22 protein-coding genes are annotated in these 26087 nt (G+C 69.5%); 19 read left to right on the top strand and 3 right to left on the bottom strand.

The window, feature by feature from the left end; all coding sequences use genetic code 11:
* Positions 1 to 11: 11 nt before the first annotated feature.
* On the top strand, positions 12 to 593 hold the full coding sequence (locus tag R8G01_20105) for a hypothetical protein (protein MDW3216304.1): 582 nt from the start codon (positions 12 to 14) through the stop codon (positions 591 to 593).
* Here R8G01_20105 and R8G01_20100 read toward each other — a convergent pair.
* On the bottom strand, positions 584 to 2731 hold the full coding sequence (locus R8G01_20100) for an ATP-binding domain-containing protein (GenBank protein MDW3216303.1): 2148 nt from the start codon (positions 2729 to 2731) through the stop codon (positions 584 to 586). The genes R8G01_20105 and R8G01_20100 overlap by 10 nt on opposite strands.
* A 92-nt stretch (positions 2732 to 2823) precedes the next feature.
* Here R8G01_20100 and hemE point away from each other — a divergent pair, with 92 nt between their 5' ends.
* The 5 genes from hemE to lnt are packed head-to-tail and all read left to right on the top strand — an operon-like array spanning position 2824 to position 8480.
* Positions 2824 to 3876 carry a uroporphyrinogen decarboxylase gene (gene hemE / locus R8G01_20095; GenBank protein MDW3216302.1) on the top strand — a complete coding sequence of 351 codons (1053 nt, stop codon included), beginning with the start codon at positions 2824 to 2826 and terminating at the stop codon, positions 3874 to 3876.
* Positions 3873 to 4793, top strand: a complete 921-nt coding sequence (gene hemH, locus R8G01_20090) for a ferrochelatase (GenBank protein MDW3216301.1) — start codon at positions 3873 to 3875, stop codon at positions 4791 to 4793. The genes hemE and hemH overlap by 4 nt, the downstream gene beginning before the upstream one ends.
* Positions 4793 to 6166, top strand: a complete 1374-nt coding sequence (gene hemG / locus R8G01_20085; protein MDW3216300.1) for a protoporphyrinogen oxidase — start codon at positions 4793 to 4795, stop codon at positions 6164 to 6166. Before hemH ends, hemG begins: the two co-directional genes overlap by 1 nt.
* Before the next feature lie 8 nt (positions 6167 to 6174).
* Positions 6175 to 6927 carry a class E sortase gene (locus R8G01_20080; GenBank protein ID MDW3216299.1) on the top strand — a complete coding sequence of 251 codons (753 nt, stop codon included), beginning with the start codon at positions 6175 to 6177 and terminating at the stop codon, positions 6925 to 6927.
* The gene (gene lnt, locus R8G01_20075) at positions 6927 to 8480 is read left to right on the top strand and encodes an apolipoprotein N-acyltransferase (protein ID MDW3216298.1); all 1554 of its coding nucleotides are present in this window, start codon (positions 6927 to 6929) and stop codon (positions 8478 to 8480) included. Before R8G01_20080 ends, lnt begins: the two co-directional genes overlap by 1 nt.
* Here lnt and dtd read toward each other — a convergent pair.
* Positions 8458 to 8925, bottom strand: coding sequence for a D-aminoacyl-tRNA deacylase (dtd, locus tag R8G01_20070; protein ID MDW3216297.1), 468 nt, complete (start codon positions 8923 to 8925; stop codon positions 8458 to 8460). The genes lnt and dtd overlap by 23 nt on opposite strands.
* A gap of 55 nt (positions 8926 to 8980) precedes the next feature.
* Here dtd and R8G01_20065 point away from each other — a divergent pair, with 55 nt between their 5' ends.
* The 12 genes from R8G01_20065 to R8G01_20010 all read left to right on the top strand — a co-directional run bounded on the left by R8G01_20065 (position 8981) and on the right by R8G01_20010 (position 24206).
* Positions 8981 to 9781 (top strand): hypothetical protein, encoded by an 801-nt coding sequence (locus R8G01_20065; GenBank protein MDW3216296.1) that lies wholly within the window; start codon positions 8981 to 8983, stop codon positions 9779 to 9781.
* Between the two features lie 118 nt (positions 9782 to 9899).
* Complete coding sequence (gene lon / locus R8G01_20060) at positions 9900 to 12233, top strand: endopeptidase La (GenBank protein ID MDW3216295.1); 2334 nt, start codon at positions 9900 to 9902, stop codon at positions 12231 to 12233.
* Between the two features lie 109 nt (positions 12234 to 12342).
* Positions 12343 to 14238: a sigma-70 family RNA polymerase sigma factor gene (locus tag R8G01_20055; GenBank protein ID MDW3216294.1), complete on the top strand. Its 1896-nt coding sequence runs from the start codon at positions 12343 to 12345 to the stop codon at positions 14236 to 14238.
* Positions 14239 to 14285: 47 nt separating this feature from the next.
* Entirely contained in the window at positions 14286 to 15587 is a 1302-nt protein-coding gene (locus tag R8G01_20050; protein MDW3216293.1) for a glycosyltransferase family 4 protein, read from the top strand.
* 4 nt (positions 15588 to 15591) lie between these two features.
* Positions 15592 to 16314 carry a class I SAM-dependent methyltransferase gene (locus R8G01_20045; protein MDW3216292.1) on the top strand — a complete coding sequence of 241 codons (723 nt, stop codon included), beginning with the start codon at positions 15592 to 15594 and terminating at the stop codon, positions 16312 to 16314.
* Complete coding sequence (locus tag R8G01_20040; GenBank protein MDW3216291.1) at positions 16311 to 17441, top strand: prenyltransferase/squalene oxidase repeat-containing protein; 1131 nt, start codon at positions 16311 to 16313, stop codon at positions 17439 to 17441. Before R8G01_20045 ends, R8G01_20040 begins: the two co-directional genes overlap by 4 nt.
* A 209-nt stretch (positions 17442 to 17650) precedes the next feature.
* On the top strand, positions 17651 to 18151 hold the full coding sequence (locus R8G01_20035) for a DUF4188 domain-containing protein (GenBank protein ID MDW3216290.1): 501 nt from the start codon (positions 17651 to 17653) through the stop codon (positions 18149 to 18151).
* A 783-nt stretch (positions 18152 to 18934) separates the two neighbouring features.
* A complete protein-coding gene (locus R8G01_20030; protein MDW3216289.1) occupies positions 18935 to 20257 on the top strand; it encodes a DUF222 domain-containing protein in 1323 nt (440 codons plus the stop codon).
* A gap of 206 nt (positions 20258 to 20463) precedes the next feature.
* Positions 20464 to 21234 carry a lysophospholipid acyltransferase family protein gene (locus tag R8G01_20025; protein ID MDW3216288.1) on the top strand — a complete coding sequence of 257 codons (771 nt, stop codon included), beginning with the start codon at positions 20464 to 20466 and terminating at the stop codon, positions 21232 to 21234.
* Between the two features lie 2 nt (positions 21235 to 21236).
* Positions 21237 to 22373, top strand: coding sequence for an MFS transporter (locus R8G01_20020; GenBank protein MDW3216287.1), 1137 nt, complete (start codon positions 21237 to 21239; stop codon positions 22371 to 22373).
* Positions 22374 to 22416: 43 nt separating this feature from the next.
* Positions 22417 to 23634 carry an MFS transporter gene (locus tag R8G01_20015; protein ID MDW3216286.1) on the top strand — a complete coding sequence of 406 codons (1218 nt, stop codon included), beginning with the start codon at positions 22417 to 22419 and terminating at the stop codon, positions 23632 to 23634.
* On the top strand, positions 23631 to 24206 hold the full coding sequence (locus R8G01_20010) for an AAA family ATPase (protein ID MDW3216285.1): 576 nt from the start codon (positions 23631 to 23633) through the stop codon (positions 24204 to 24206). Before R8G01_20015 ends, R8G01_20010 begins: the two co-directional genes overlap by 4 nt.
* On the opposite strand, the gene R8G01_20005 is transcribed toward R8G01_20010, so the two are convergent.
* Positions 24194 to 25456 (bottom strand): multidrug effflux MFS transporter, encoded by a 1263-nt coding sequence (locus tag R8G01_20005; GenBank protein ID MDW3216284.1) that lies wholly within the window; start codon positions 25454 to 25456, stop codon positions 24194 to 24196. The genes R8G01_20010 and R8G01_20005 overlap by 13 nt on opposite strands.
* Positions 25457 to 25575: 119 nt before the next feature.
* On the opposite strand from R8G01_20005, the gene R8G01_20000 reads away from it, so the two are divergent.
* Positions 25576 to 26076, top strand: a complete 501-nt coding sequence (locus R8G01_20000) for a GNAT family N-acetyltransferase (protein ID MDW3216283.1) — start codon at positions 25576 to 25578, stop codon at positions 26074 to 26076.
* The last annotated feature ends 11 nt before the right edge of the window (positions 26077 to 26087 follow it).

Raw genomic sequence — 26087 nt, 5'->3', positions numbered from 1 at the left:
ACCGTCGGTCCATGAGCGAGTGGGCCCGCCCGGGCGAACTCGAGGTCTTCGCGACCGGCACCACGAACAGCTCGGAACGCGGGCACGGCGGCGAACCTGGCCATCGCGACGAGCACCGGAACCGCGGCGCGGGCGACCTGCTCCACCGGGCGGGGATCGCGATGTTCGACCTCCAGGCTCGACCCGGGCACCGGCCGGGGCAACGGCTCCCGGTCACGGGTGCCCGGCGCGGCGGCGACACCGACATCGTCCGGCCCCTCCTCGTGCGGCCGTCGACCGCCGTCGCTGCTGCGGTCTCCGGACGTTGGCTCGACCAACCGATCGCCGGGTTCGACGTCGGTCACGACGCGACGGATGCCGCCGAGCGCGACCGGTACCTGATCTGGCGCGGCGCCCTGTCGGGCGACCACGTCACCCGCATCCCCGTGGCGCTGCACCTGCTCGCCGCTCCGTCGATGGTCGTCACCGTGCTCGAACTCGTCCCACAGCGGCGCCTCCGATGGCAACGGAAGGGATTCGTCGACGACGGCATCGAGGTGCTCGATCGACTCGCCGGCCGGTTGCTGACGATCTGTACCGGGGTTCAGCTCTGACGGAGGGCGGGCGGGAGGTCGTCGTGGTGGACGACCGAGAGGCGCTGCGTGCTGCGGGTCAGTGCGACGTAGAGCGCACGGAGCCCGTGCTCCTGCCCGCTCACGATCTCGCTCGGCTCGACGACCACGACGGCATCGAGCTCGAGACCCTTGACGACACTGACCGGCACCACGGTGAGCGACTGGTCGAGCCCGCTGCTCACCGCTCGCCCGTGTTCGAATCCGCGCGCCTGCAATGCCTCGGAGATCGGATCGCACCGGTCGTCGGGCGCGACCACCGCGATGCTGCCCGACGCCATCGCATGACGCAGGTGCGCGACCTCGTCGACGACGCCGGCGACGAGGTCGTCGGCACGGATCACCCGTGGTGACGAGTCGCCGACCCGCACCGATTCCGGCGCCCGGAGGCTCGGGGTGGCTGCGAGCATCACCCGGTTGGCCATCTCCATGATCTGCGACGGGATGCGATACCCGACCGACAGGCCGATCACGCGTGCCGGCTTGCGATCCGGCAGGTGCTGGAGCACGTCCTCCCAGTCGTCGGGGGCCATCGGCCCGGTCGCCTGGGCGAGGTCGCCGACCACGGTCATCGAACCATTGAGCGAACGGCGGGTCGCCATCTTGAGCTGCATCGGCGTGAGGTCCTGGACCTCGTCGATCACGATGTGACCGTACGTGCGAATCTCGTCGAACTCGTCGATCTTGCCGTTCTTGCCGGGCTTCGGGCCGAGTACCTCGCGGGCGTCGTCGAGCAGTGCGATGTCGGCGTGGCTCCACCGCACATCGTGGACCGACTCGCTGCGGGGCCGGTACAGCGACTTGTACTCACGATCTTCGAGCACGCCGTCGGAGGCCAGGCGGAGCAACCCCATCGACCCGAAGAGATCGTGGAGCAGCTCGGCGGGGGCCAGCACCGGCCACATGCGTTCGAACGCCTCGCGCATCTCGGGCAGCGAGCGGATCTCGGAGCGCACGTCGCGCGGGGTGACCTCGTCGCCACGCCAGGTCGCCGCCATCGCGGCCCAGCACTCGCCCTCGACCCATTTGCGTGCGGCATTGTGGCGGCGGAAGCGTCGCCGGGCGTGACGGACGATCCGGTTGGTCTCCGCGGCGCGCAACCGCACGTACCCCGACCGGAACGGCAGGACGAGATCGTCACGCAACGGTCGCTCCCGATCGTTGACCGCATGGTCGATGACGTCGCTCATCCGAACGTCGCCCTTGACCCGAGCCGCCAGCGACGAGTCGTCGTTGACGCCGCGGGCCGCGAGCGACACGCCGGGGATGAGGTCGCCGAGCACGACCTGCTCGATGCCTGCCTCACCCAACGACGGGAGGACCTGCTCGATGTACCGGAGGAACACGCGGTTCGGGCCGATGACCAGCACACCTTGGTCTTCGAGTGGGAAGCGGTGCGTGTAGAGCAGGTAGGCGGCGCGGTGCAGGGCGACCACCGTCTTGCCGGTGCCGGGGCCACCCTGGACGACCAGGACGCCCTGCTGCGGCGACCGGATGATCTCGTCCTGCTCACCCTGGATCGTGGCGACGATGTCACCGAGCGTTCCGGTCCGGCCGCGTTCGAGCGAGGCGATCAACGTGCTGTAGCCGCGCAGGTCGCCCGACGCGGCCGAGTCGGCGAGCCCTTCGTCGTGGCCGACACCCAGGTGCCCCTCGCCGAAGAGTTCGTCTTCGATGCCGATCAGCTTGCGGCCTTCGACCGCGAAGTGGCGCCGACGCGCGAGGCCCATCGGCTCGCGGCCGGTGGCGCGGTAGAACGGTTCGGCGACCGGTGCCCGCCAGTCGACCACGACCGGTTCGGCGTCTTGTTCGGCGACCGCCAGGCGGCCGATGTGGAAACTCTCGAGTTCGCCGCCGACCTGCGTGCCGTCGTCGTCGACGAGGTAGCGGTCGATCCGCCCGAACACGAGCGCGGCATTGCCGAGGTCGAGATCGGTCAACCGCTTGACGAGCGCTTCGTCGAACGCATTGCGTTCGAACCGGGCCTGGAAGGTGCCACCCAGATCGGCCTCACTCAGGTCACGCAGCTTCCAGGCGACCACGCGGCTCTCTTCGAGACAGTCGTAGGCGTGATCGATGTACGCCTGTTCGTCAGCGAGATCGGGGTGGTGTTGGGTCATCGATTCCAGAGTGATTTGGTCTCGGTGGCCACGTCGAACCGCCGAATCGGGGGTCGAGATACTCTAGCGGCGCCGGTAGCGTCCTCCATCAGATGACCGGCAACGACACCACCAGCGAGGCACCGTTCCTCGCAGCCGCCCGAGGTCGCCCCGCACCGCACACGCCCGTGTGGTTCATGCGCCAGGCCGGTCGCAGCCTGCCCGAATACCGGTCGATCCGAGGAGAGGGTTCGATCCTCGACGCGATCAAGCAGCCGGAACTCGCGACCGAGATCACACTCCAACCGGTCCGCCGATACGGGGTCGACGCGGCCGTGCTCTACAGCGACATCGTGGTGCCCCCGCACGCCGTCGGTTTCGGCGTCGACGTCAAGCCGGGCACCGGTCCGATCGCCGAGCGGCCGCTGCGCTCGATCGCCGATCTCGACCGCCTCCGGCCGCTCGAACCAGACGACGTGTCATACGTCGCCGACACGGTCGACCTGCTCGTCGCCGAACTCCCCGACGAGGTGCCGCTGCTGTCGTTCGCCGGTGCGCCGTTCACGGTCGGCAGCTATCTGATCGAGGGCGGGCCGAGCCGCACCTACCGGCACACCAAGGCGATGATGTACACCGACGAGTTGCTGTGGCACCGGGTCATGGAGCGCCTCGCCGAGAGCGCGATCACGTTCATCGACCTGCAGCTCGAACACGGCGCTCGCGCGTTCCAGCTGTTCGATTCGTGGGCGGGTTCCCTGTCGGTCGCCGACTACGACCGGTTCGTGTTCCCGCACTCCGAGCGGGTGTTCGGCGAGCTCGCCGACCGCCACCCCGGCGTCGTCGGCATCCACTTCGGCATCGGTTGCGACCACCTGCTCGAACGCATGCAGGCGGCCGGCCCCGGTGTGATCGGCCTCGATTGGCGAACCACGATCCGTGACGCCCGCACCCGGCTCGGGGCCGACACGGTCGTCCAGGGCAACCTCGACCCGTCGCTCGTGCTCGCCGGCACCGCACCTGCGCTCGAGGGCGCCCGGCGGGTGCTCGACGACAACGACGGCCACCCCGGGCACATCTTCAACCTCGGTCACGGCGTCGACAAGGATTCCGATCCCGATGTGCTCCAAGCCGTCGTCGACTTCGTCCACGCGGAGACCGCGGCGTGAGTGCCGACCGGATCGCCGTCGTGCTGATGGCCTACGGCACGCCGCGGTCGCGCGACGAGATCCTGCCGTACTACACCGACATCCGTCGTGGACGCCCACCGACCGACGAGGCCCTGGCCGACCTGACCGCGCGCTACGAGGCGATCGGCGGAGTGTCGCCGCTCGCGCGGCTGACCGAGGCGCAGCGCGACGCGATCCAGATCGCGCTCGACGCGATCGAGCCCGACCGGTACGAGGTCGTGCTCGGCCTCAAGCACGCCGACCCCAAGGTCGAGGCGGCGGTCGACGAGGTCGCCGCCCGCGGGTGCTCGAAGATCGTCGGTGCCGTGCTCGCCCCGCACTACTCCGCGTATTCGATCGGCCAGTACCTCGGTCGGGCCCGCGACGCGGCCGAGCCGCACGGCATCGAGGTCGCCGGTGTCGAGTCGTGGGCGGTCGAACCCGCCTTCGTCGATTTCATCACCGACGACCTGCGCGCACGGCTCGCCGACATGCCAGAACGCACCCGGGTGCTGTTCACCGCCCACTCGCTGCCCGAGCGCATCGTGCTCGGCGGCGACCCGTACATGAGCGAGCTCCGCTCCACGGCGGAGGTCGTCGCCGAACGGCTCGGCCTCGTCGAGGGCACCGACTGGCAGATCGCGTGGCAGAGCGCCGGGCGCACACCCGAACCGTGGATCGGCCCCGACATCCTCGAGGTCATCGATCAACTCGGTGCCGACGACGAGACCGACGGCGTCGTCGTGTCATCGGTCGGGTTCGTCGCCGATCACCTCGAGGTCCTCTACGACCTCGACATCGAGGCCAAGCAGCGCGCCGACGGCGTCGGCCTGGCGTTCGATCGCACCGCGAGCGTCAACGACGCGCCGGCGGTCATGGCGGCGCTCGCCCACCGGATCCACCTCGCCGCCGGCTGATGAGCGACCGACGAGTCCTCGTCGTCGGTGGCGGCATCGCCGGGCTGTCCGCGGCCGTCTCGCTGTTGGATCGCACCGACCTCACCGTCGAACTCTGGGAAGCGGGTCCGCGCGTCGGCGGCAAGATCACGACGTCGCCGTTCGCCGGTCTCGATCACATCGACGAAGGCGCCGACGCCTATCTGACCCGCGTGCCCGCCGCCGTGGCGTTCGCCGAGCGGCTCGGCGTCACCGACCTGACCTCACCGACCGAGGCATCGGCCGCGGTGTGGCACGACCGGCTGCACCCGATCCCCGGCGGCATCGTGCTCGGCATGCCCGCCGCGATCCGACCGTTCGCGACGACCTCCCTGCTCAGTTGGCGGGGCAAGGCCCGCGCCGCGATCGAACCGGTGCTCCCACGCCGCGACCACGGCGACTCGCTGGGGGCCCTGATGCGGCAACGCTTCGGTGACGAGGTGCACGAGCGCCTCGTCGACGCGCTCGTCGGCAGCATCTACGCGACCGACACCGACCGGTCCAGCCTGGCGGCGGTGCCGCAACTCGCCGGGCTCGCCGAGCGTCACCGCAGCCTGCTGCTCGGTGGCCGGGCCGCGCGCGCTGCGGCACCGACCGCGTCCGGCCCGATCTTCGCCGCGCCGACGCAGGGCATGGCTGCTCTGGTCGGCGCTGCGGCCGACCACGTTCGCCAACGTGGCGGCACGATCCACACCGGTCGGGCGGCGACGGCCATCGAGCCCGGCGACGACGGCTGGGTGGTCGACGGCGAGCGCTTCGGCGCCGTGGTCATCGCGTCGCCGGCCGCGAGCACCGCCCGCCTCCTCGACACAGCGTCGCCCGACGCGGCGAGGCTGCTCCGGGCGATCGAGTTCGCCGACGTGATCATGGTCCGGCTGGCGGTCGCCGGCGAGGCGTGGCCCGAACGGCTGCACGGTCGCAGCGGCTATCTGGTGCCGAAGCCCGACCAGCGGTTCGTGACCGCGGCGTCGTTCGGGTCGCAGAAGTGGGCGCACTGGCGGCCGGCCGACGGGACGCAGATCCTGCGTACCTCGCTCGGTCGCGACGGCCTGCCGGTTCGCCACCTCGACGACGACGCGGTGATCACCAACAGCATCGACGACCTGAACCGCCATCTCGACCTCGATCTGCAACCCGGTCACGTGTCGATCACCCGCTGGCACGACGCGTTTCCGCAGTACCGACCGCGACACCACGAACGGGTCGCGGCCGTCGAGGCAGCACTGCCACCCGGGTTGGCGATCGCCGGGGCCAGTTACCGAGGCATCGGCATCCCGGCGTGCATCGCCGACGGCGAACGTGCCGCCCGAATCGTCAAGGAGACGACCGGGACGGCCGATGGGTTCCTGACATGATGGACCCGATGCGCCCCGCTGCACCAGCGCCCCAGACGATCCGGCGCACCTCGATCTGCGCGCTCGCGGTCACCTCGCTTCTGACGCTCGCAGCGTGCGGTGGGTCCGATGACGACACCGTCGTCGCCGCCGCCCCATCGACCGGACCGGCACCGACCACCGCAGCGCCGACCACCGCGGCACCGACCACGGCGGCGCCGACCACGACCACCCCCGTCACGACGACCACCGTCCCGCCGACTTTGCCGGCGACGCCCTCCACCACCACATTGCCGCCGACGACCACGTCGACCCTCGTCGTCGAGGCCACCACTGCGCAGCCGATCGCGCCGCCCGTCGATGCGTACGCACACGAGCCGGTGATCGAGGTGGGGTCGATCGCGATCCCGAAGCTCGACGTCGACATGACCATGTACGAAGGCATCCGCCTGACCACACTCGACTACGGCCCGGGGCACTGGCCGGGTTCGGCCATGCCGGGGCAGACCGGCAACGTCGTGGTCGCCGGACACCGCACCAGCAGCCATCGCGTGTTCCGCAACGTCGACCAACTCGTGGCCGGCGACGAGATCGTCTTCACCGACGAGACCGGCGTGCACACGTACGTCGTCGACCGGGTCGAGGTGGTCGAACCGACCGCCGTCTGGATCGTCGAACCGACCGAGACCGCGACCGCGACGTTGTTCGCGTGCCATCCCCCCGGGTCGACGGCACAGCGGATCGTCGTGTTCGCCGACCTCGTCGAATCCACCGACGCCTGATGCCCGCCGCCGCACCGCCGCCCATGCCCCTCGCGCGCCTCATCGGCTGTGGCGGGGCCGGCGTGCTCGTGGCGCTGGCGATGCCGCCGTGGGGGTTCTGGCCGCTCGCGTTCGTCGGCATCGTGTGTTTCGAACTCGCGCTCGGCGACGAGTCGATCCGTTCCCGGCGGGCGTGGGCCGGTCTGGCGTTCGGTCTGCCGTGGATGGTGATCGGGATGGCGTGGATGTGGTTCCTCACCGCCCCCGGCTATCTCGTCACGTCGCTGCTGTTCGCCTCGCTGCACGCGGCCGCCGCGGCGATCGCACCAACGGGTCGATGGCGGGTCATCGGCCGACCTGCCGCCCACACGCTCGCCGAGATCGTCCGCATGCTGGTGCCGTTCGGCGGCGTGCCCCTCGCGACCATCGGCATCTCACAGGCGGGCGGCCCGTTGCTCGCCGTCGCCCGGGTCGGTGGCGTGATCCTCCTGACGTGGCTCGTGTTCCAGATCGGCGTCGCGATCGCGCAGCTGCTGCGTCGGCTCATGGCCGAAGCCCGCTCCGACGACTCGACCCGCCCCACCCTGCGCACGATCGAAGCAGCTGCACTGGCCGCTGCCGCCGTCGTCGTGCTCGTGGCGCTCGTCGCTCCGTCCGGTACCGACCGCGACGTCGAGCCGCTGACCGTCGCGGCGGTCCAGGGTGGCGGCGAACAGGGGACGTCGGCGCTCGACGTCCCGAGTTCGCGGGTGACCCGCGCCCACCTCGATGCCACGGCGACGATTCGACCGGGCGACGAACTCGACGTGGTCGTCTGGCCGGAGAACGGCATCGACGTCAACGGGATCGCCTTCGACGACAGCGAGGCGTTCGCCGAGATCACCGCCGAAGCGGCGCGGCTCGATGTGCCGTTCGCGGTCGGCGTGACCGTCGACTCCGAGTTCAGCGCGCACCCGACCGACGGCAGCTTCGTCAACGCCCAGGTGATCGTGACCCCCGAGGGCGACGTCACCGGCAACTACGAGAAGGTCCGGATCGTCCCGTTCGGCGAGTACGTGCCGCTGCGCGGCGTGCTCGAGGCGTTGGGTGCTCCGCTCGATCAGATCCCGTCCGACGCCCTGCGCGGCCGCGACCCGGCCGTGATCGCGCTGCCGGACGGTGCCCGGCTCGGCGTGATGATCTCGTGGGAGGTGTTCTTCGGCGATCGCGGTCGAGCGGCGGCCGATGCCGACATCCTCCTCAACCCGACCAACGGTGCCAGCTACACCGGGACGATCGTGCAGACGCAGCAGGTCGCGTCGAGCCGCCTCCGAGCGATGGAGACCGGCCGCTGGGTGGTCCAGGTGTCTCCCACCGGGTTCTCGGCCTTCGTGTCGCCCGACGGCGACGTGTTCCAGCGCACCGACGTGAGCGAACAGCGCGTCATCACCATGGACGTGCCGCTCCGATCGGGGAGTACCTGGTACACCTCGCTCGGCGACGCCCCCTGGGTTGCGCTGGCGATCGGGCTGCTGCTGGCATCGCTGTGGTTCGGCGGCTGGAGCGAGCGGTTCAGGTCTCCAACAACAGCGTGACCGGCCCGTCGTTGACGAGCCCGACCCGCATCTCGGTGCGGAAGCGTCCGGTCGCGACCGTGGCGCCGAGACCGCGCAGGTGCTCGACGACGGCGTCGACGAGCGGCTCCGCGTGCTCGGGTCGGGCCGCGTCGACCCAGCTCGGCCGGCGTCCCTTGTCGGTGTTGCCGTACAGCGTGAACTGACTGACGACGAGCACCTCGGCCGGCGCACCGTCACCCGAACGCTGGGCGAGCGAGCGGTTCATCACGCCGTCGTCGTCGTCGAGGATCCGTAGATGCCAGATCTTCGCGGCGAGCTTCTCGGCGTCGTCCACGGTGTCGTCGTGGGTGGCTCCGATCAACGCGCACACGCCGGCCCCGATCGCGCCCGTCCGCTCGGTCTCGCCGGACGGGAGCACGACGTCGACCGACGCTTCGATCACACGCTGGATCAACGCACGCATCCCCGCAGCCTGTCACGCCGTGCGCATCGACGACCGGATCGGCGATGATGAGACCGTGAGCAACCTCCCCACGCTTCCCTCCATCGCCGCCGGGTCGATCGACGTCGAGGTCGACCCCGAGGCGGGCGGCCGGATCGCCCAGATCACCGCCGACGGCGTCGCCCTGCTCGTCGGGCGCGACCAGGTCGACGCCCACCCGCTCGCCTGGGGCGCCTACCCGATGGTCCCGTGGGCCGGACGGATCAGGGCCGGCCGGTTCGAGTTCCGCGGCGAGACGTACGAACTGCCGCGCAACCACGACGGTCACGCGATGCACGGCGTCGGGTTCACCGTGGCGTGGACCGTGACCGCCCACACCGAGCGCCGGCTCGACCTTCGCCTCGACCTCCCTCGGGACGTCACCTGGCCGTTCGGTGGGACCGCGCTGCAGACGTTCGAGGTCGATGACGACGCCCTCACCTGCGCGATGAGCGTGACCGCCGACGATCGGGCGTTCCCGGTCTCGTTCGGCTGGCACCCGTGGTTCCGCAAGCCCCAGCGGCTCGAGTTCCATCCGACCCGGATGTACCGCCGGGACGGCGACCACATCACGGTCGACGAGCTGATCGAGGTGCCGGGCGGGCCGTGGGACGACTGCTTCGTGAACGAGCAGTCCGTCACCCTGCGGATCGACGGCGTCGACGTCACGCTCGAATCGGCGCTGACCGACTGGGTCGTCTACGACGAGCCTCCGGGCGCCACCTGCGTGGAGCCGCAGACCGGGCCACCGGATGCGTTCAACATCCGGCCGGTGGTCGTCGAACCCGGTGCGTCCCTCACGGCGTCGTTCCGGCTCACGGCACAGCGTCCGTCATGAGCCCACGTCGGCCCCACGTGCCGGACCCACCGGCCGGCACCGCCGATCCGCACGACGTGACGAAAGACTGTAATCATGAGTCGTAGCGACTCAGCAATCATGCCTCTACCCTGAGCGTATGACTGCCACGTCGACCCTGCTCACCCTCCCCACGATCTCCCTGTCCACCGTCGTCCTCCCCGGCGCGACGGTCACCCTCGGCCTCGACGACCCCGCCCGTCGACACGCCGTCGAGGTCGCCCGCACCGCCGGACGGCTCGCGATCACGCACGACGCATCCGCCGACGTCGGCAACCCGGGCGGCGAGATCGTCGTCATCGCCTCGGTGCCCGACATCGGCAGCCTGCCCAACGGCGACCCGGTCGCGATCGTTCACATCGACGGCCGGGCCCGAGCCGTCGAGCGCCTCGACGTCGACGGCACCGCGCACCTGCGAGTCGAACCGATCGACGACCCGCCACCGTCGGCCACGCTCGAGATGACCACCCGCGAACTCCGCGCCACGCTCGAGCTGATCGCCGAACTGCGCCGCTCGCGTCGCCTGCCCGACATCCTCGGCAACATCCGCGAACCGGGGGCGCTGGCCGATGCGGTCGCCACGTGGGCCGACCTCGCGAGCGACGACCTCGCCAGGGTGCTCCGAGCGGTCGACCCGTCCGATCGGGTCGACGCGATCCTCGCCTGGGCCCGCCGGCACCTCGGTGAGCTCCAGATCGCCGAGACGATCCGCAACGACGTGAGCGAGGGCATGGACCAGCACCAGCGCGAGTTCCTGCTCCGCCAGCAGCTCACGGCGATCCGCAAGGAACTCGGCGAGGGCGACGACGACACGGCCGACGAGTTCCGCGCCAAACTCGCCGACCTCGACGCACCCGACGTCGTCCGCAACGCGATCGCCAAGGAGCTCGACCGCTACGAGCGCATGAGCGCGCAGTCGCCCGAGCACGCCTGGGTCCGGACGTGGCTCGATCGCATCTTCGAGATGCCGTGGGGGCAGGTCAGCAGCGACGAACTCGACCTCGCCGCGGCGCAGTCCCAACTCGACACCGATCACTACGGGCTCGACGACGTCAAGGACCGGATCGTCGAGTTCCTGGCGACCCGCAAGCTGCGTCGCGACCGCGATCTCGATGTGGCTGCGTCGTCGGGTCGCCGGGGTGACGGTGCGATCATCACGCTCGTCGGGCCTCCCGGCGTCGGCAAGACCAGCCTCGGCGAGTCGATCGCCAGGGCGATGGGCCGCGAGTTCGTCCGGGTCGCACTCGGCGGCATCCGCGACGAGTCCGAGATCCGTGGACACCGGCGCACGTACGTCGGGTCGCAACCGGGTCGGATCGTGCGGGCGCTCCAGGAGGCCGGCACGATGAACCCGGTCATCCTGCTCGACGAGATCGACAAGCTGACGGCCGGTGGTTGGTCGGGCGACCCGACCGCCGCCCTGCTCGAGGTGCTCGACCCCGCCCAGAACCACACGTTCCGCGACCACTACCTGGAGGTCGACCTCGACCTCTCCCAGGTGGTGTTCATCGCCACCGCCAACGTGGCCGACACCATCCCGGGGCCGCTGCTCGACCGTATGGACATCGTCCGGCTCGACGGCTACACCGAGGACGAGAAGGTCTTCATCGCCGACCGCTACCTGCTCCCCCGTCAGGTCGAACGTGCCGGGCTCACCCCCGACGAAGTTCGGCTCGGCGACGGCGTCGTGAGTGCGATCATCGCCGGTTACACCCGCGAAGCCGGCGTGCGATCACTCGAACGAGAGCTCGGCCGTCTGGTGCGCAAGGTCACGGCCAAGGTCGCGACCGGCACCGCGACACCGATCGACATCACCGCCGACGGGCTCGGCGACTGGCTCGGCCGCCCGAAGGTCGTCGACGACATCCCGGATCGGACCAACGTGCCGGGTGTGGCCACCGGCCTCGCGGTCACCGGCGCCGGAGGCGACGTGCTGTTCATCGAGACGACGGCGTTCCCCACCGGACCCGACACCGAACCGGGGCTCACCCTGACCGGCCAGCTCGGCGACGTGATGAAGGAATCCGCCCAGATCGCCCTCAACTACGTGCGATCGCACGCCGCCGACCTGCAGTTGACCGACGACGCCCTCCGCCAGCGGTTCCACGTGCACGTGCCTGCGGGTGCCGTGCCGAAGGACGGGCCGTCGGCGGGCATCACGATGACGACGGCGCTGGTGTCGCTGCTGACCGGCCGACCGGTCAAGTCGACCGTCGGGATGACCGGCGAGATCACCCTGCAGGGTCAGGTGTTGCCGATCGGCGGGGTCAAGCAGAAGGTGCTCGCCGCGCATCGGATGGGCCTCACCGAGGTCGTCCTCCCGCAGCGCAACGGACCCGACCTCGACGACGTGCCGGAGCGGGTCCGTGCCGAGATGACGTTCCACCTCGCCGACACCTACGACGACGTGATCGCCGCCGCCTTCGCCGCCTAACGACCCTCGGCCCGGAAATGCTCCGGCGACCCGGTCGGAATCTCTGGAAGAATCGCGAGATTCCCGGGCCTCGTTCCTCTGGACCCCCAGAGGACGAGGCCCATGACCCATGACATCGACGACGACGGACGCCCAGCTCGTAACCGACCATCTCGCCGGCGACCGCGCCGCGTTCGCAGCGATCTACGACCGCTACGGCGCCACGCTGTACGACACGGCCGCGGCGATGACGCGCCACCGCGACGATGCGGCCGACATCACCCAGGACGTGTTCGTCGTCGCCGCCGAGCGAATGTCACAGCTGCGCGACCCGTCGCGGCTCAAGCCGTGGCTCTTCGCGATCCTGCGCAACGAGGTCTATCGACGCTCGGGCAGACGCAAGCGGGTCGTCCTGACCGACTTCACGGAGCCGACGGCTGAGATGGCGCTCCCCCCGCAGACCGACGACGAGTCGGCCGGCCTCGAGTACCAAGAACTCGCCGAACTCGTCCGCAACGCAGCGGTGGGGCTCGACGAACGCGACCAGCTCGTGCTGGAACTGAGCGTGCGCCAGGGCCTGGAGGGCGACGACCTCGCCGATGCGCTCGGCGTGACGACCCAGCAGAGCTACGGCCTGGTGCACCGCATGCGTCAGCGGACCGAGCGAAGCCTCGGTGCGTACTGCGTCGCCAGCGGCGGTCGCGACGACTGCGACGAACTCGCCTCGATCCTCTCGGGGTGGGACGGTGAGTTCACCGTGCTCATCCGCAAGCGCGTCGCCCGCCACATCGACCGCTGCGAGATCTGCGAACGGTCCCGCCGCAAGGTGGCGCCGCTCGCGCTGTTCGGTGCAGCGCCGGCGTTCGCCGCGCCGGCCGACCTGCGCGATCGGGTGCTGGCTGCTGCCGGGAGCGGCGTGGAGCCGAGCTACGGGTTCGGCGCGCCGGGAGGCTTTCCGGCTGCCCTCCGGCAGGCCCGACGGCTCGGCCTCTGGATCACGCTGTCGACCCTCGCGCTGCTGTTCGTGGGCGGCACCACCGCGTGGGTGCTGGCGAACGGTGACGCCGAGTTGGCCATCGGCGACGGCACGACGACCACCACCTCCCCGATCGACGACGCGTCGACGACCCTCGCCGCACCTGTGACCGCCGTCGACTCGGTGGCGCCGACCACGACCGACGGTTCGACCACGACGACCGCGTCGAGCAGCACCTCCACCACCAGCAGCAGCACGACCAGCACCACGAGCACGACCACCGGTACCAGCACGACATCGACCGTGCCCGTCGTCGTCACGCTGCCACCCGCCACGATCCCACCGCCGACCACGACCACCACGACCACCACGACGAATCCGCCGGCCACGACCACGACCGTGGCACCCGGAGCGTTGACGCTCTCGGCCGGATCGATCGACTTCGGGGCGACCCGCGACAGCGCCACGATCACGCTGGGCAACACCGGCGGATCACCCGTCGACTGGTCGAGCCTCACCGGACCGAGCGGGTTCCGCGGCGTCGCATCCCCGTTCTCGGCGTCGCCGAGCGACGGCACCCTGGCGCCGGGAGCGCAGCTCGACGTGGTCGTCACCATCGACCGGACCTGGTCGGTCGAAGGCCCGCTCACCACGCAACGGCTCACGTTCGTCGGACCGGGCACCTCGGCGGCTGTCGATCTCGACGGGGTCATCGCCCGACCGCCGGTGGTCGAGGTCCGGCGACCCGGCGCCACCCACTGCCCGATCGTCGTCGGTGCCGGCGACAACCCGCTCGTGGCCACCGCGGTGATCACCGACGAGTCGCCGCCGATCACCGCCCTCTGGCGCATCACCGGACCCAACGGCGGCCGGGTCGCCAACCTCACGCAGCGTCGAGCCGACTGGTTCGCGAGCGTCGACCTCGACTTCGACGGCCAGCAGGGCCCCGACACCGGACTCTTCACGTGGACGATCACGGCGACCGACGGGTTCGGGAACCGTACGGTCGTGTCCGGGGAGACCGACGTCCAGACGGCCTACTGCGGGTGACCGGGCTCGGTTACCGCAGGGTAATGACCCACCGGTAGCCTGTCACGATGTCCAAACCGGCCGGCCTCGACCCCGACGCGCCGCTGTCACTCGCCTACCTGACCTACCGGGGCAAGCCGCACGTCGGGGGCCAGGGGGTCTACACCCGCCACCTCACGAAGGCGCTGGTCGACCTCGGCCACTCCGTCGAGGTCCTGGGAGGCCAGCCGTACCCCGTCCTCGACGACCGGGTCGAACTCACGAAGTTGCCGAGCCTCGATCTCTTCAACGACCACTACCCCGGTCGTTTCCCGGCGTACTGGGAGTTCAAGACGAGGTACGACTTCCTCGAGACCGCGATCTTCTCGACCGGTCAGTTCCCCGAACCGCTCGCGTTCAGCGCACGGGTCAACCACCACCTGCAGCGCCGCCTCGGCGAGTTCGATCTCGTCCACGACAACCAGTGCCTCGGCTACGGGATCGCCAAGCTCGAGCAGCAGGTGCCATTGATCGTCACCCTGCACCACCCGATCACCCGCGACCGCATGCTCGAGATGGAGGCCGCACCCAACCGCTTCAAACGGTGGTCGATCGGACGCTGGTACGGGTTCGTCAAGATGCAGGGACGGGTGGCCTCCAAGATGCCACGGGTCGTCGTCGTCAGCGAGAACTCGATCCAAGACATCCACGCCGACATGGGCGTGCCGCTCGAGAACATGCGCCTGGTGCCGGTCGGCGTCGACCCCGACCTGTTCAAGCCGGTCGACGGCGTGGCCCGGGTGCCCGGGCGCTTGATCACCACCGCGTCGGCCGACGTGGCGCTCAAGGGCCTGGCGTTCCTCGTCGAGGCGATGGCCAAGCTGCGGGCCGACGGTCACGAGATCACGCTCACGATCATCGGCAAGCCGAAGCCCGGCAAGTCGATGGACCTGATCGACCAGTACGACCTCTCTCCCCACATCGATTTCGTCTCGGGCGTGACCGACGAGCGGATCGTCGAGCTCTACAGCGAAGCCGAACTCGCGGTCGTCCCCAGCCTGTACGAAGGTTTCAGCCTCCCGGCGATCGAGGCGATGTGCTCCGGCACACCGCTCGTCGCCACCGACGGCGGCGCGCTGCCCGAGGTCACCGGCACCGACGGCGAGACCGTGTTCCGATGCCGAAAGGGCGACGCCGGCGATCTGGCATCGACGATCCACGGCGCGCTGACCAACCCCGAGGCGCGGGCCCGCATCGGCGAGGCCGGCCGACAGCGTGTGCTCGAACGGTGGACCTGGAAGCGGTGTGCCGAGCTGACCGTCGAGCAGTACCGCGAGGTGCTGGCGATGCCGCAGAACATCGAGAAGCTCCGCCGGAACGGACGCCTCTGAACCCATGCTGACGATTCGCTTCGATCAACTCGGGCTCAGCGCCGGCGACCGTGTGCTCGACGTGGGTGCCGGCTTCGGTCGGCACGTGTACGAGTGCGCCCGCCGGGGTGCACACGTGGTCGCACTCGACTACGCGGCCGACGAGGTCGTCGAGACCCGCGACACGCTCGCAGCGATGGTCGAAGCCGGCGAGATCACGGCCGACAAGCTGATCGGCGTGCTGCGCGGCGACGCCACCCGGCTGCCGTTCCCCGATGCGACATTCGACGTCGTGATCACCTCCGAGGTGCTCGAGCACATCCAGGACGACGTTGCGGCGGTCTCCGAGATGGTGCGGGTCCTCAAGCCCGGTGGCCGCTTCGCCGCCACGGTGCCCGCCTGGCTGCCCGAGACGATCAACTGGAAACTCAGCGACGAGTACCACGCCCCCAAGAGCGTCGGTGGTCACGTCCGGATCTACAGCCGCACCGAACTGAGCGCCAAGTTGCGCACCGCCGGACTCGACGTCGACGGCTACCACCGCGCGCACGCGCTGCACTCACCGTACTGGTGGCTCAAGTGCGCGGTCGGCCCACGCAACGACGACCATCCCGCCGTCGCCAGGTATCGCCGCTTCCTCGAATGGGACATCATCGAGCAGCCGACGACCACCAAGCTCGCCGAGAAGGTGCTGTCCCCCGTGCTCGGCAAGAGCTCGGTGCACTACGGCACGAAGCAGCGCACATGAGCTCGATCCCCGATCTGCCAGGCGTACTCACCAGCGACGAGGTCATCGCCTCCGGCGAGCACCTCGCCTCGTTGCAGACCGCGAGCGGCATGATCCCGTGGTTCCCCGGCGGTCACAGCGACCCGTGGAACCACGTCGAGTCGGCGATGGCCCTCGACGTCGCCGGTTTCCACGTCGAGGCCGAGCGGGCCTACGAGTGGCTGGCCGACATCCAGCGCCCCGACGGGAGCTGGCACAACTACTACGTGCCCGACGGCGAACGCGACGACACGATCGAAGAGGCCAAGATCGACACCAACGTCTGCGCCTACATCGCGACGGGCGTGTGGCATCACTGGCGGTGCACCGGCGACCGGAGCTTCGTCGACAACCTGTGGCCGACCGTCGAACGAGCGCTCGATTTCGTCCTCTCGCTGCGCCGCGACGACGGACTCGTCCTGTGGGCGATCGAAGCCGACGGCACCCGCCCGTGGGACTACGCCCTCCTGACCGGCTCGTCGTCGATCCAGCACGCGCTCAGGTGTGGTGCGGCCGCCGGACGTGCCACCGGGTCGCCACGACCCGACTGGGTCGAGGCCGCCGACACGATGGTCGAGCTGATCAACAGCCGACCCGACGCATTCGAGCCGAAGACCCGTTGGGCGATGGACTGGTACTACCCGGTGCTGGCCGGGGCCACCGTCGACGAGGCTGCCAAGGCCAGGATGGCCGACGGCTGGCCCATCTTCTCGATGGAGCATCTGGGCATCCGCTGCGTCGCCGACGAGCCGTGGGTGACCGCCTCGGAGACCGCCGAGGCATCGCTCGCGTACGCCGTGATCGGCGACTTCGTCACCGCGACCGATCTGTTGCGCTGGACACGGCCACATCGGTTGGAGTCGGGTGCGTACCTCACGGGCATCGTGCACCCCGACCGGATCGTGTTCCCCGAAGACGAGCACTCGTCGTACACGGCAGCCGCGGTGATCCTCGCCGCCGACGCGATCGCCGGTGCGAGTAACGCCAGCGACCTGTTCGCAGCGCACCACCTCCGCCAGAGCGCTGACATCGCGAGTTGTGCCAGGCACAACTCGCGACCGGCACCACCGGCAGTCTCCTCCAAGTCGCCCCCGACGCCGACCGCGTAGCGGCTCGCGTCGAACGACCGAACCGAGCGACCTCGACCTGACGACCGGGCGGATCTCGCCGCCCGCGTCGCTATGCGTGCCTCGATCCGGCGTTCTGGGACGCCTAGCTCTCGGCGACCGTTGCCGGCGTTCGACGCGAGGGGGGCGAGTGCGGAAAGATGCACTCTGTTCGCGGAACTTCTGACGGCAAGAGAGAAGGTTGACGACCCATGGGTGTACACGCAGGACGGTTCACCGCCGAGGTCGAGGGCGACTTCGTCGTGTTCCTGATCGGGATGCGCTTCAACAATCCGTGGAAGGTTCGGAAGTGGTGGCCGGTGGCAACGGCGATGCCCAGGATGTTGCGGGTGATCGACGAACACCCAGAGCTCGGCTGCCTCGGGTACCAGCAGTGGATCGGGCGGACGACGGTCCTGGTCCAGTACTGGCGGAGCTTCGAGGACCTCGACCACTTCGCGCGAGATTCCGACTTGCCTCACTTGGAGCCGTGGCGACAGTTCAACAAAGCGGTTCGTGACTCGGGCGATGTCGGGATCTGGCACGAGACGTTCAAAGTGCGAGCGGGGGAGTACGAAGCTGTGTATGGCAACATGCCTGCGTTCGGACTCGCAGCTGCGGCCGGCCATGTGCCGGTCGGGCACCTCAAGAACTCCGCGGCAGCCCGTATCGGTGCGAGCGACGCAGACGAGCCAGTCGTCGATCCCTACTGAGCAATCCGGTTCAAGGACAGCGCCTGCCTCCGAAGTGCAGTTCGGGGCACCCGACATCGGCGCTCGGTAGTGACGACCAGCTCGAGCGCAACGCACCACACCGGGCCCCAGTGCAGCGCTTGGCAATTTCGTCAGCGACGCGGCCGTGGACGACATTCCCTGCGTCGACGGGGCGATCGACGGCATGAGGGGGTGACCGACGCGAGCGGCGACTTCGAGTTGTAGCCAGGCGCTGTCGGACGACGCAGTCCACGAATACCGGGCAGATCGGTGGTGGTCAGACGGCCCACGACTGGCGTCCGTTGGCTGCAACCCGAGCCTCATCACCTGACAGACCGGCGCCCGCCCGGACCCTGGGCACACCCGGAGTGGCGATCGTCAACAGACTTGAAGCAGGACCGGCGGCGCGAGAACGGTTCGATCATGCCGTCCCGGCATCCCACAGCAGGCGACCTGTCGGCGCCCACTGCCGACGAAACGACAGATTGGTCGATCGCTTCATTTGGTGCGACAAGGCACAAGGAGTCGCGCCTCAACGTTGCCCCACAGCGCCTGCTCAGGCCGCGATCGGGTCTCACCTCTTCCGACCAGTCGGGACCGGAGACCACGTGCAGCGCCCTACTCAACGGGTTCGCGCCCGACCTCGGGGGCCTCCGGCACGCGCCTCGGAGTCGGAGACCGGTCGACGGTGCCCGAGGGCCGACACGGCCCCCACTGGATGTTCGCCCAGTAGAGGTTCAACTCCGGGTTGATAATCGAACATATGTTCGATATCATGGACTCATGACGATCATCGTCGATCCCGCAGCCGCCGTTCGTGCGGTGCTGCCGGCCGACGTTGCGCTGCTCGACGGAGCAGGGGCCGCCCAGGTGTTCGGCCAGATCAAGGCGGTGCGCGGGTTCATCGACTCGTACGAGGCCCGGCTGACCGCTCACGTGCAGCACCTCAGCGTCGCCGGCCAGAGCGCACCTGCGACCGACCTCCACACCCGCAACGGTGGCGTATCCGCCAACGAGGCCCGCCAGAAGGAACGTCGAGCCGAAGCGCTCGGCCATGCACCTTCGCTGGCCGACCAACTCGCCGACGGTGCGGTCACCGCCGGCCACGCCGATGCGCTCGCCAACGCCACCACGCGGGTCGACGACGAGATCCTCGCCGAGTTCTTCGAGCACGAGGCTGCACTCGCCACCGACGCCGCCCGCATGACGCCGGAGGAGTTCGGTCGCAACTGCCGCGACATGATCCGACACCTCGAGCGCGACGCCGGTGTGGAGCGTGCCGAGCGCCAACGCCGCGAGACCCGACTCTCCAAGAAGATCGATCGCGAGGGCATGTACGTCCTCAACGCCCGGCTCCACCCCGAGCTCGGTCATGCCGTGTTCAACTCGCTCGACGCCGAAACGGCCGCGCTGATCAAGGCCGGCGGCGACCGGTCGGTCGACCGAGCGGCCGTCGCCGCCGAGGCGCTGGGCAACCTCGTCACCGGTGGGCACCAGGCCGAGCGAGCGGCCGAGGCCGAGATCCGCCTCCACGTCGACGAGCGCACCGCTTCGACCGGCGAACTCCACGACCACTCGATCTGCGAGTTCGACGATGGTTCACCCATCCCGCCGGCGTCGGTGGTCCGGTTGATGTGCAACGGCACCATCGTTCCCATCATCCTCGACGCCGACGGCGTCGCCGTCGACGTCGGGCAGGCCCGACGGCTCGCGAACCGTGCCCAGCGCCGGGCGCTGCGAGCCATGTATCGGTCTTGCGCCTTCCACGGGTGTGATGTGGCGTACCACCGCTGCGAGATCCACCACATCCACGAGTGGGAGCACGGCGGACCGACCGATCTCGCGAATTTGCTCCCGTTGTGCAGCCGGCACCACCACGTCGTCCACGAGGGCGGTTGGTCACTCCATCTCGAACCCGACCGCACGCTGACCATTCGACAATCCGACGGCGAACTCTTCGCCACGGTTCCGCTCGAACGGCCTCGCGGCACAGGCCCGACCAACCGCACCGGACCGCCCGGCCACACCGACGAGCCAGCGCACGACGTCAACTCCGGCGCCGGGCCACCCGACGACCCTGTGCTCACGCTCACGCTCACCGCCTGACCGATGCATCCCGTGCACCGGCGCGCATCGACGGCAACGTCGGCTCGAGTGGCACCACCCCGAACAGACCGGAACGAGGTCTCAGGTTCTCTCGTCCCATCCAGCGTGGGCGAGTCACCCGTCTCCCGGCCACCCGCGGCGACTCGCCACCGCACACGACGCGCCGGTGCGGAACCGATCGCACCACGACTCGTACACTCGCCTGCGTGACGTCCCTCCTGAAATCGAACGCCGCCCGCACCGTGCTGAGCATCTGGTCGTGGTTCGTCCTCGGCGTCGTCGTGATCATCTTCACCCCGCTGACCGCAATCACCCGGCTCGTCACCGCACCGTTCGACCCGGGCCGCTATCACACGGGCTACGTGTTCCGTCGGCTGACCGTCGTGCACGAGAAGCTCAACCCGATGTGGACGTTCACGGTGAGCGGCAACGTCCCCGACGACCCCCGCCGACCGTACGTCATGGTCGGCAACCACGAGAGCTTCGTCGACATGCTGCTCATCTCGCAGCTGCCGTTCGAGATGAAGTGGCTCAGCAAGAGCGAGTTCTTCAAGATCCCGTTCGTCGGCTGGATGATGTGGCTCTCGGGTGACATCCGCCTCGTGCGCGGCGACAAGAAGGCGGGCGCGCAGGCGCTCATCGACATGAAGGACCGTCTCGCGAAGAAGGTGTCCGTGATGGTGTTCCCCGAAGGCACACGGTCGAAGACCGGCGAACTCGGCGAGTTCAAGGAAGGCGCGTTCCGCGTCGCGGTGCAGACCGGTCACCCGATCCTGCCGATCGCCGTGCTCGGCACCCGCGATGCGCTCGTCAAGCACGACTGGCGGTTCGGGTTCAGCGACGCCGAGGTCAGGGTGCTCGACCCGATCCCGACCGAGGGGCTCACCAAGGCCGACGTGCCGGCCCTGCGTGATCGCACACGTGCCGCGATCGCCGAGGCCCTCGAGACGATGCGCGCCGAACGCGCCGCCGCCTAGCAATGCTGCAAACCCCCGTCCGCGTCATCCAGACGCTGCGACCGAAGGTGGCCGCCGGCGTGCTCACCGCGACCGCCGTGAGCACGATCGTCTTCTCGGCGACCCCGTTCCTGGTGCGCGGTGTCTCGGTCGATCAGCAGGTGAGCGTGAGCACGGTCGGCATCATCTCGACCGCCCAGCTGATCGGTTTCAGCCTCACCACCTGGCTGGCCGGCCGGTTCCTGCGCGCCCGCCGGCGAATGCTCGTGATCGCCGTCCTGGTCGGTGCACTCGCGAACCTCGCGTCCGGTTGGGCACCCTGGTTCTCGTTCCTCGTCGGCGCCCGGCTCGTCAGCGGCATCTCGCTCGGGCTGATCGCGTGGATCGCGTGGGCCGAAGTGTTCGGCAACAACGAGAAGACCGGCGACGTCGCCGTCATCGGTCCGATCGTCGGCACGATCAGCGCGCCGATCGTGGCCGTCGTGATCGACCGGTCGGGCCCCGACCTGCTCTTCTACGGGCTCGCCGCGATCCATCTGGTTCCTCTGTTCTTCATCCGCACCACCCGGCTCGACGCCGCCGCCCGACCCAAGGCCGAGCGACATCGCCCGACCCGTGCCGCGGCGGCGATCCTGCTCGCGCTCGGGCTCGGCACCTGCGGCGGTTCGGCCGTGTTCGTGTTCGCCGGCGTGATCGGTCAGGACGACGTCGGCCTGAGCGCCTTCGCCGTGTCGCTGGTGTTCTCGGCCAACGCGCTCGCCAGCGTGCCGTCGGCGCGTTACCGGGGTACCCGGAAACTGCCGGGCCTGTGGATGGCCGTGACCGGGGCGATGGCCGTGCTCGTCGGCACCGTGCATCACCCGGCAGCGTTCTGGATCGCATTGCCCGTCTGGGGGTTCGCCTTCTGGATGGGCACGCCGGGGGCCTTCGTGCTCCTGGCCGAACGTTCACGTTTCCCCGAGGAGCGCGCCGGCGACGCCCAGTCGGTCATGGCGTTCGGCCGGGTCGTCGGGCCCCTGATCGGTGGAGCGATGATCGCGATCTCACCGACCGTGCTCGGTCTCGTCGGCGGGGGCATCATGCTCGCCGGAGGAATGCTCATGGTCTACGTCGAGTGGCGCATCCACCCCGAGGTCCTGGGCCAACTGGTCAGATCGTGATGCGGCGGCGGACCGGGCGATCGGCCGGGACCAGCGCCGACCGATGAACCACACGTCCACGCCCCACGCTGCCGCCGCTCCGTGGCGTTTGCAGGTCGTGCTGCTCGGCGTCGTCACGGTCGGCGCATTCGGGCTCATCCTCTACGGCTTCGGCGCCTTCGTGTCACCGATCCGCGACGACACCGGCTGGTCGAACGCGTCGATCTCGGCGGCGTTCGCGGTCTCGACCGTGGTCGGCGGTGTCATGTCGCTCGGTACCGGGCGGATGCTCGACCGGGTGGGAGCGCAGCCGGTCATGGCGTTCGCCCTCGTCACCGGCTCGGCCCTGCTCATCCTCAGCTCCACGGTGGACGACGCCTGGCTGTTCGTGGTCTCGTGGGGCATGGGTGGGGCGATCGCTTCGGCGGGCCTGTACTACAACGCCACGATGGCCGTCACCGCGCGGATCACCACGCCGGCCGAACGGCCCCGGGCGTACACGTGGCTGACGGTGATCGGTGGGCTCGCTTCGCCGATCGCATTCCCGCTCGCCGGCGCGTTCGTCGAGGCGTGGGGGTGGCGGGCTGCGATCCGCGCGATGGTCGGCTTCATGATCGTGTGCACCGTCCCGGCGCTGATCTGGGTGCGCGGCGACCGCAGGGTGCTCGCCGACCCGGACGGCCACGCCGAGGCGGCCGGGTTCGCCGACGTCGCCAGTGCGATCCGATCGCCGCTGGTCCGGCGCTGGCTGCTGGCCAGCTCGGCTGCGATGGCCGGACTGATAGCGATCCAGGTCCACCACGTCGGCGCCATCGAGGCGACCGGCGTGACGATCGGCATGGCGTCGACGATGGCAGGCATCCGCGGCCTGCTCTCGCTCCCCGGGCGTGCTGCCGCCGCGACGGTGACGTCGCGGGTCGGCATCGTCAACGCGCTGCGCCTCACGTACGTCACGATGACCCTCGGTACCCTCGCGTTGGTCGCCGCCGGCTCGCTGGCCTGGATCTGGGTGTTCGTGGTGTTGACCGGGCTGGCGTTCGGTTCGGTCTCGCCGCTGCAGGGCCTCTACTCGGCCGAGCTGTACGGCCAGCGGCGGATCGGATCGTTGCTCGGCATGCAGCAGGTGGTCGTCGGCGCCGCCGGTGCCGCCGGCCCGTTCGTCCTCGGCTTCACGATCGACGCCACCGGCGGGTACGCCACCCTCTTGATCGCAGCGACGGCGCTCCAGCTGATCGCGCTCGTCTCGTACCGTGAACCGACGCAGCGAGGAGCCGACCGATGACCGGTGAGCCCGACACCGACCATCGCCCGGCGCAGGCCGGGCCGCTGCTGATCGTCTCCGGGCCGCCGGGTGCCGGCAAGTCGACGATCGGCAGACTGCTCGCCGACCGGATGACGCCGAGCGCCCTGATCGAGGGCGACGCGTTCTTCCGATTCCTCCGCAACGGTCTGATCGAACCCTGGCGGGTCGAGGCGCGGCACCAGAACGAAGCGATCATGCAGATCCAGGCGACGACGGCCGCCCACTATCGCACCGCCGGCTACGAGACCGTGTACGACGGCGTCGTCGGCCCGTGGTTCCTCGACACGTTCGTCGCCGCCACCGGGCCGTTCGACTACGCGTTGCTGCTCCCGCCGGTCGAGGTCTGCCTCGACCGCATCGGCGCGCGACGCGACCACGAGTTCGACGACGCCACCGCCACCCGGTCGCTGCACGATCAGTTCACCGAGTCCTGCAGCGACGATCTGCGCCGTCACGTGTTCGACTCGGCGGTCGGCTCGCCCGACGAGGTCGCCGACCGGATCGTCGCGACCAGGCAGTCAGGGCGTCTGCGGATCGATCAGCCGACCTGACCCGGCACGACCGGTGGCGCCGCTTCGGATCGGGCCGCCCATCGCCAGCCGCCCACCGCAACAGCCGACGAGATCACGAACCCGAACGCGATCGGTCGGACGGTGCCGTCGAACTGTCGATCGATCAACCCACCGATCACGGCGCCGAGCACGCCCGGGATCATGCCGAGCATCGCGGCGGCCGAGCCGGCGACGTGGCCGAGCGGGCTCATCGCGGCAGCGTTGAGGTTCGGGATCAACATCTGCTGGAAGAACAGCACGATGCCGAGGAGCACCGCGAACAGCAAGAACGGCGGTCGTCCCGACGTCACGATCGCGACCGCCAGCAGGCAGCCACCCGAGGCCAGGTTGGCGATGAACGACAGCCGGATGATGCGCTGGAGACCGAGCCGCTCGACGAAGCGGCCGTTGGCGTACATCGCCGAGCCCATCGCGACGGCGATCACACCGAAGAACACCGGGAACCACTCCTCGAGGCCGAACACCTGGTCGAGGATGATCTCCGAGCTGGCGAGGTACGACAGGAACACCCCGGTCATCGCCGTGAGCGCCACCAGGTAACCGAGCGTGCCGGGTGTCGTGACGATCGCCCGCAGACCGTTGCCGATGTCGCGACCGTGGAGCGCCCGTCGCGACTCGACGGCCAAGGTCTCGGGCAACAGCGTCACGGAGGAACCGACGAGCAGGGCCACGCCCGCGCACATCCAGAAGATCGCCTGCCACGGGCCGACGAGCAGCACGACGGTGGCGAGCGACGGAGCGAGTGCCGGCACCAGGATGAACACCGCCATGATCAGCGACATCTGCTTGGCCATCTGCTCGCCCTCGTAGGCGTCGCGCACCATCGCCATCGCAGCGACGCGAGGTCCTGCCGAACCGAGACCCCAGATGAACCGGGCGACGAACATCATCCACAGGGTCGGTGCGAAGATCGACATCACCGCACCGATGACGTACAGCGCCAGCCCACCCCACATCACCGGCTTGCGTCCGAAGCGATCGGCGAGGATCCCGGCCGGGAGCAGACCGAGCGACGACCCGATGAAGAAGAACGTGATGATGCCCGTGACCGACGTGGCGCCGGGGGCCAGATCGAACGACGTGCGGATCTCGGGGAACGCCGGGAGCGCGGCGTCGATCGCGAGTGCGGTGATGGCCATGCACGCGGCGAGCACGATGATGAACCCGCGCGAACCCGGCACCAGACTCGCCCGACCGGCCGTTCGACGGTGGGTCTCGACGCCGGTCACGGCGTCACACTACGGACGGGTCGGCCGGCGACCTCAGTCGGGTCCGCAACAGTCGCGAGGTGGTCGCGCCCACGGCACGTCGACCCGATGGTGGATGTCCGATCGACCAGACTGCAGGCATGTCGACGAGCATCGATCTGATCCGTCCCGGAGTCTCGGGCGACGTCGTCGCCATGACCGCGGTACATCACCGCTGCTGGATGGCGAAGTTCGCCGAACTCGTCACGCCGCGTGAGGCCGTCGACCGTCTCGACCCGAATCGCAACCTCGCACGGTTTGCCGACTGGCTCGAGCCGGGGTCCGATGCCCGGGTGACCGTCGCCGAGCGTGACGGGAAGGTGGTCGGGTACTCGACCGTCGTGGGCAATGAGCTCCTGCACCTGTTCGTCGACCCCGACCATGCGGGGTGTGGGATCGGGCGAACGTTGCTCGCCGCTGCCGAGTCGCAGATGTCCGAGGCCGGCCACCGCACGTTCGAACTGCACACGATGGTCGGCAACGTCCCTGCCATCGGTCTGTACGAGTCAGCCGGTTGGCAGGTGACGGATCGGGTGATCCACTCCGACGACGACCACGGCGTCAGCTACGACGAGCACGTGTTGCTCAAACACCTGACCTGAGACGCCAGTCC

The sequence above is a fragment of the Ilumatobacteraceae bacterium genome (assembly GCA_033344875.1).
In the GTDB taxonomy this organism is placed as follows: domain Bacteria; phylum Actinomycetota; class Acidimicrobiia; order Acidimicrobiales; family Ilumatobacteraceae; genus Ilumatobacter.
The sequence above is the reverse complement of the archived record's forward strand: the minus strand, read 5'-3'. Positions and strand labels throughout refer to the sequence as shown.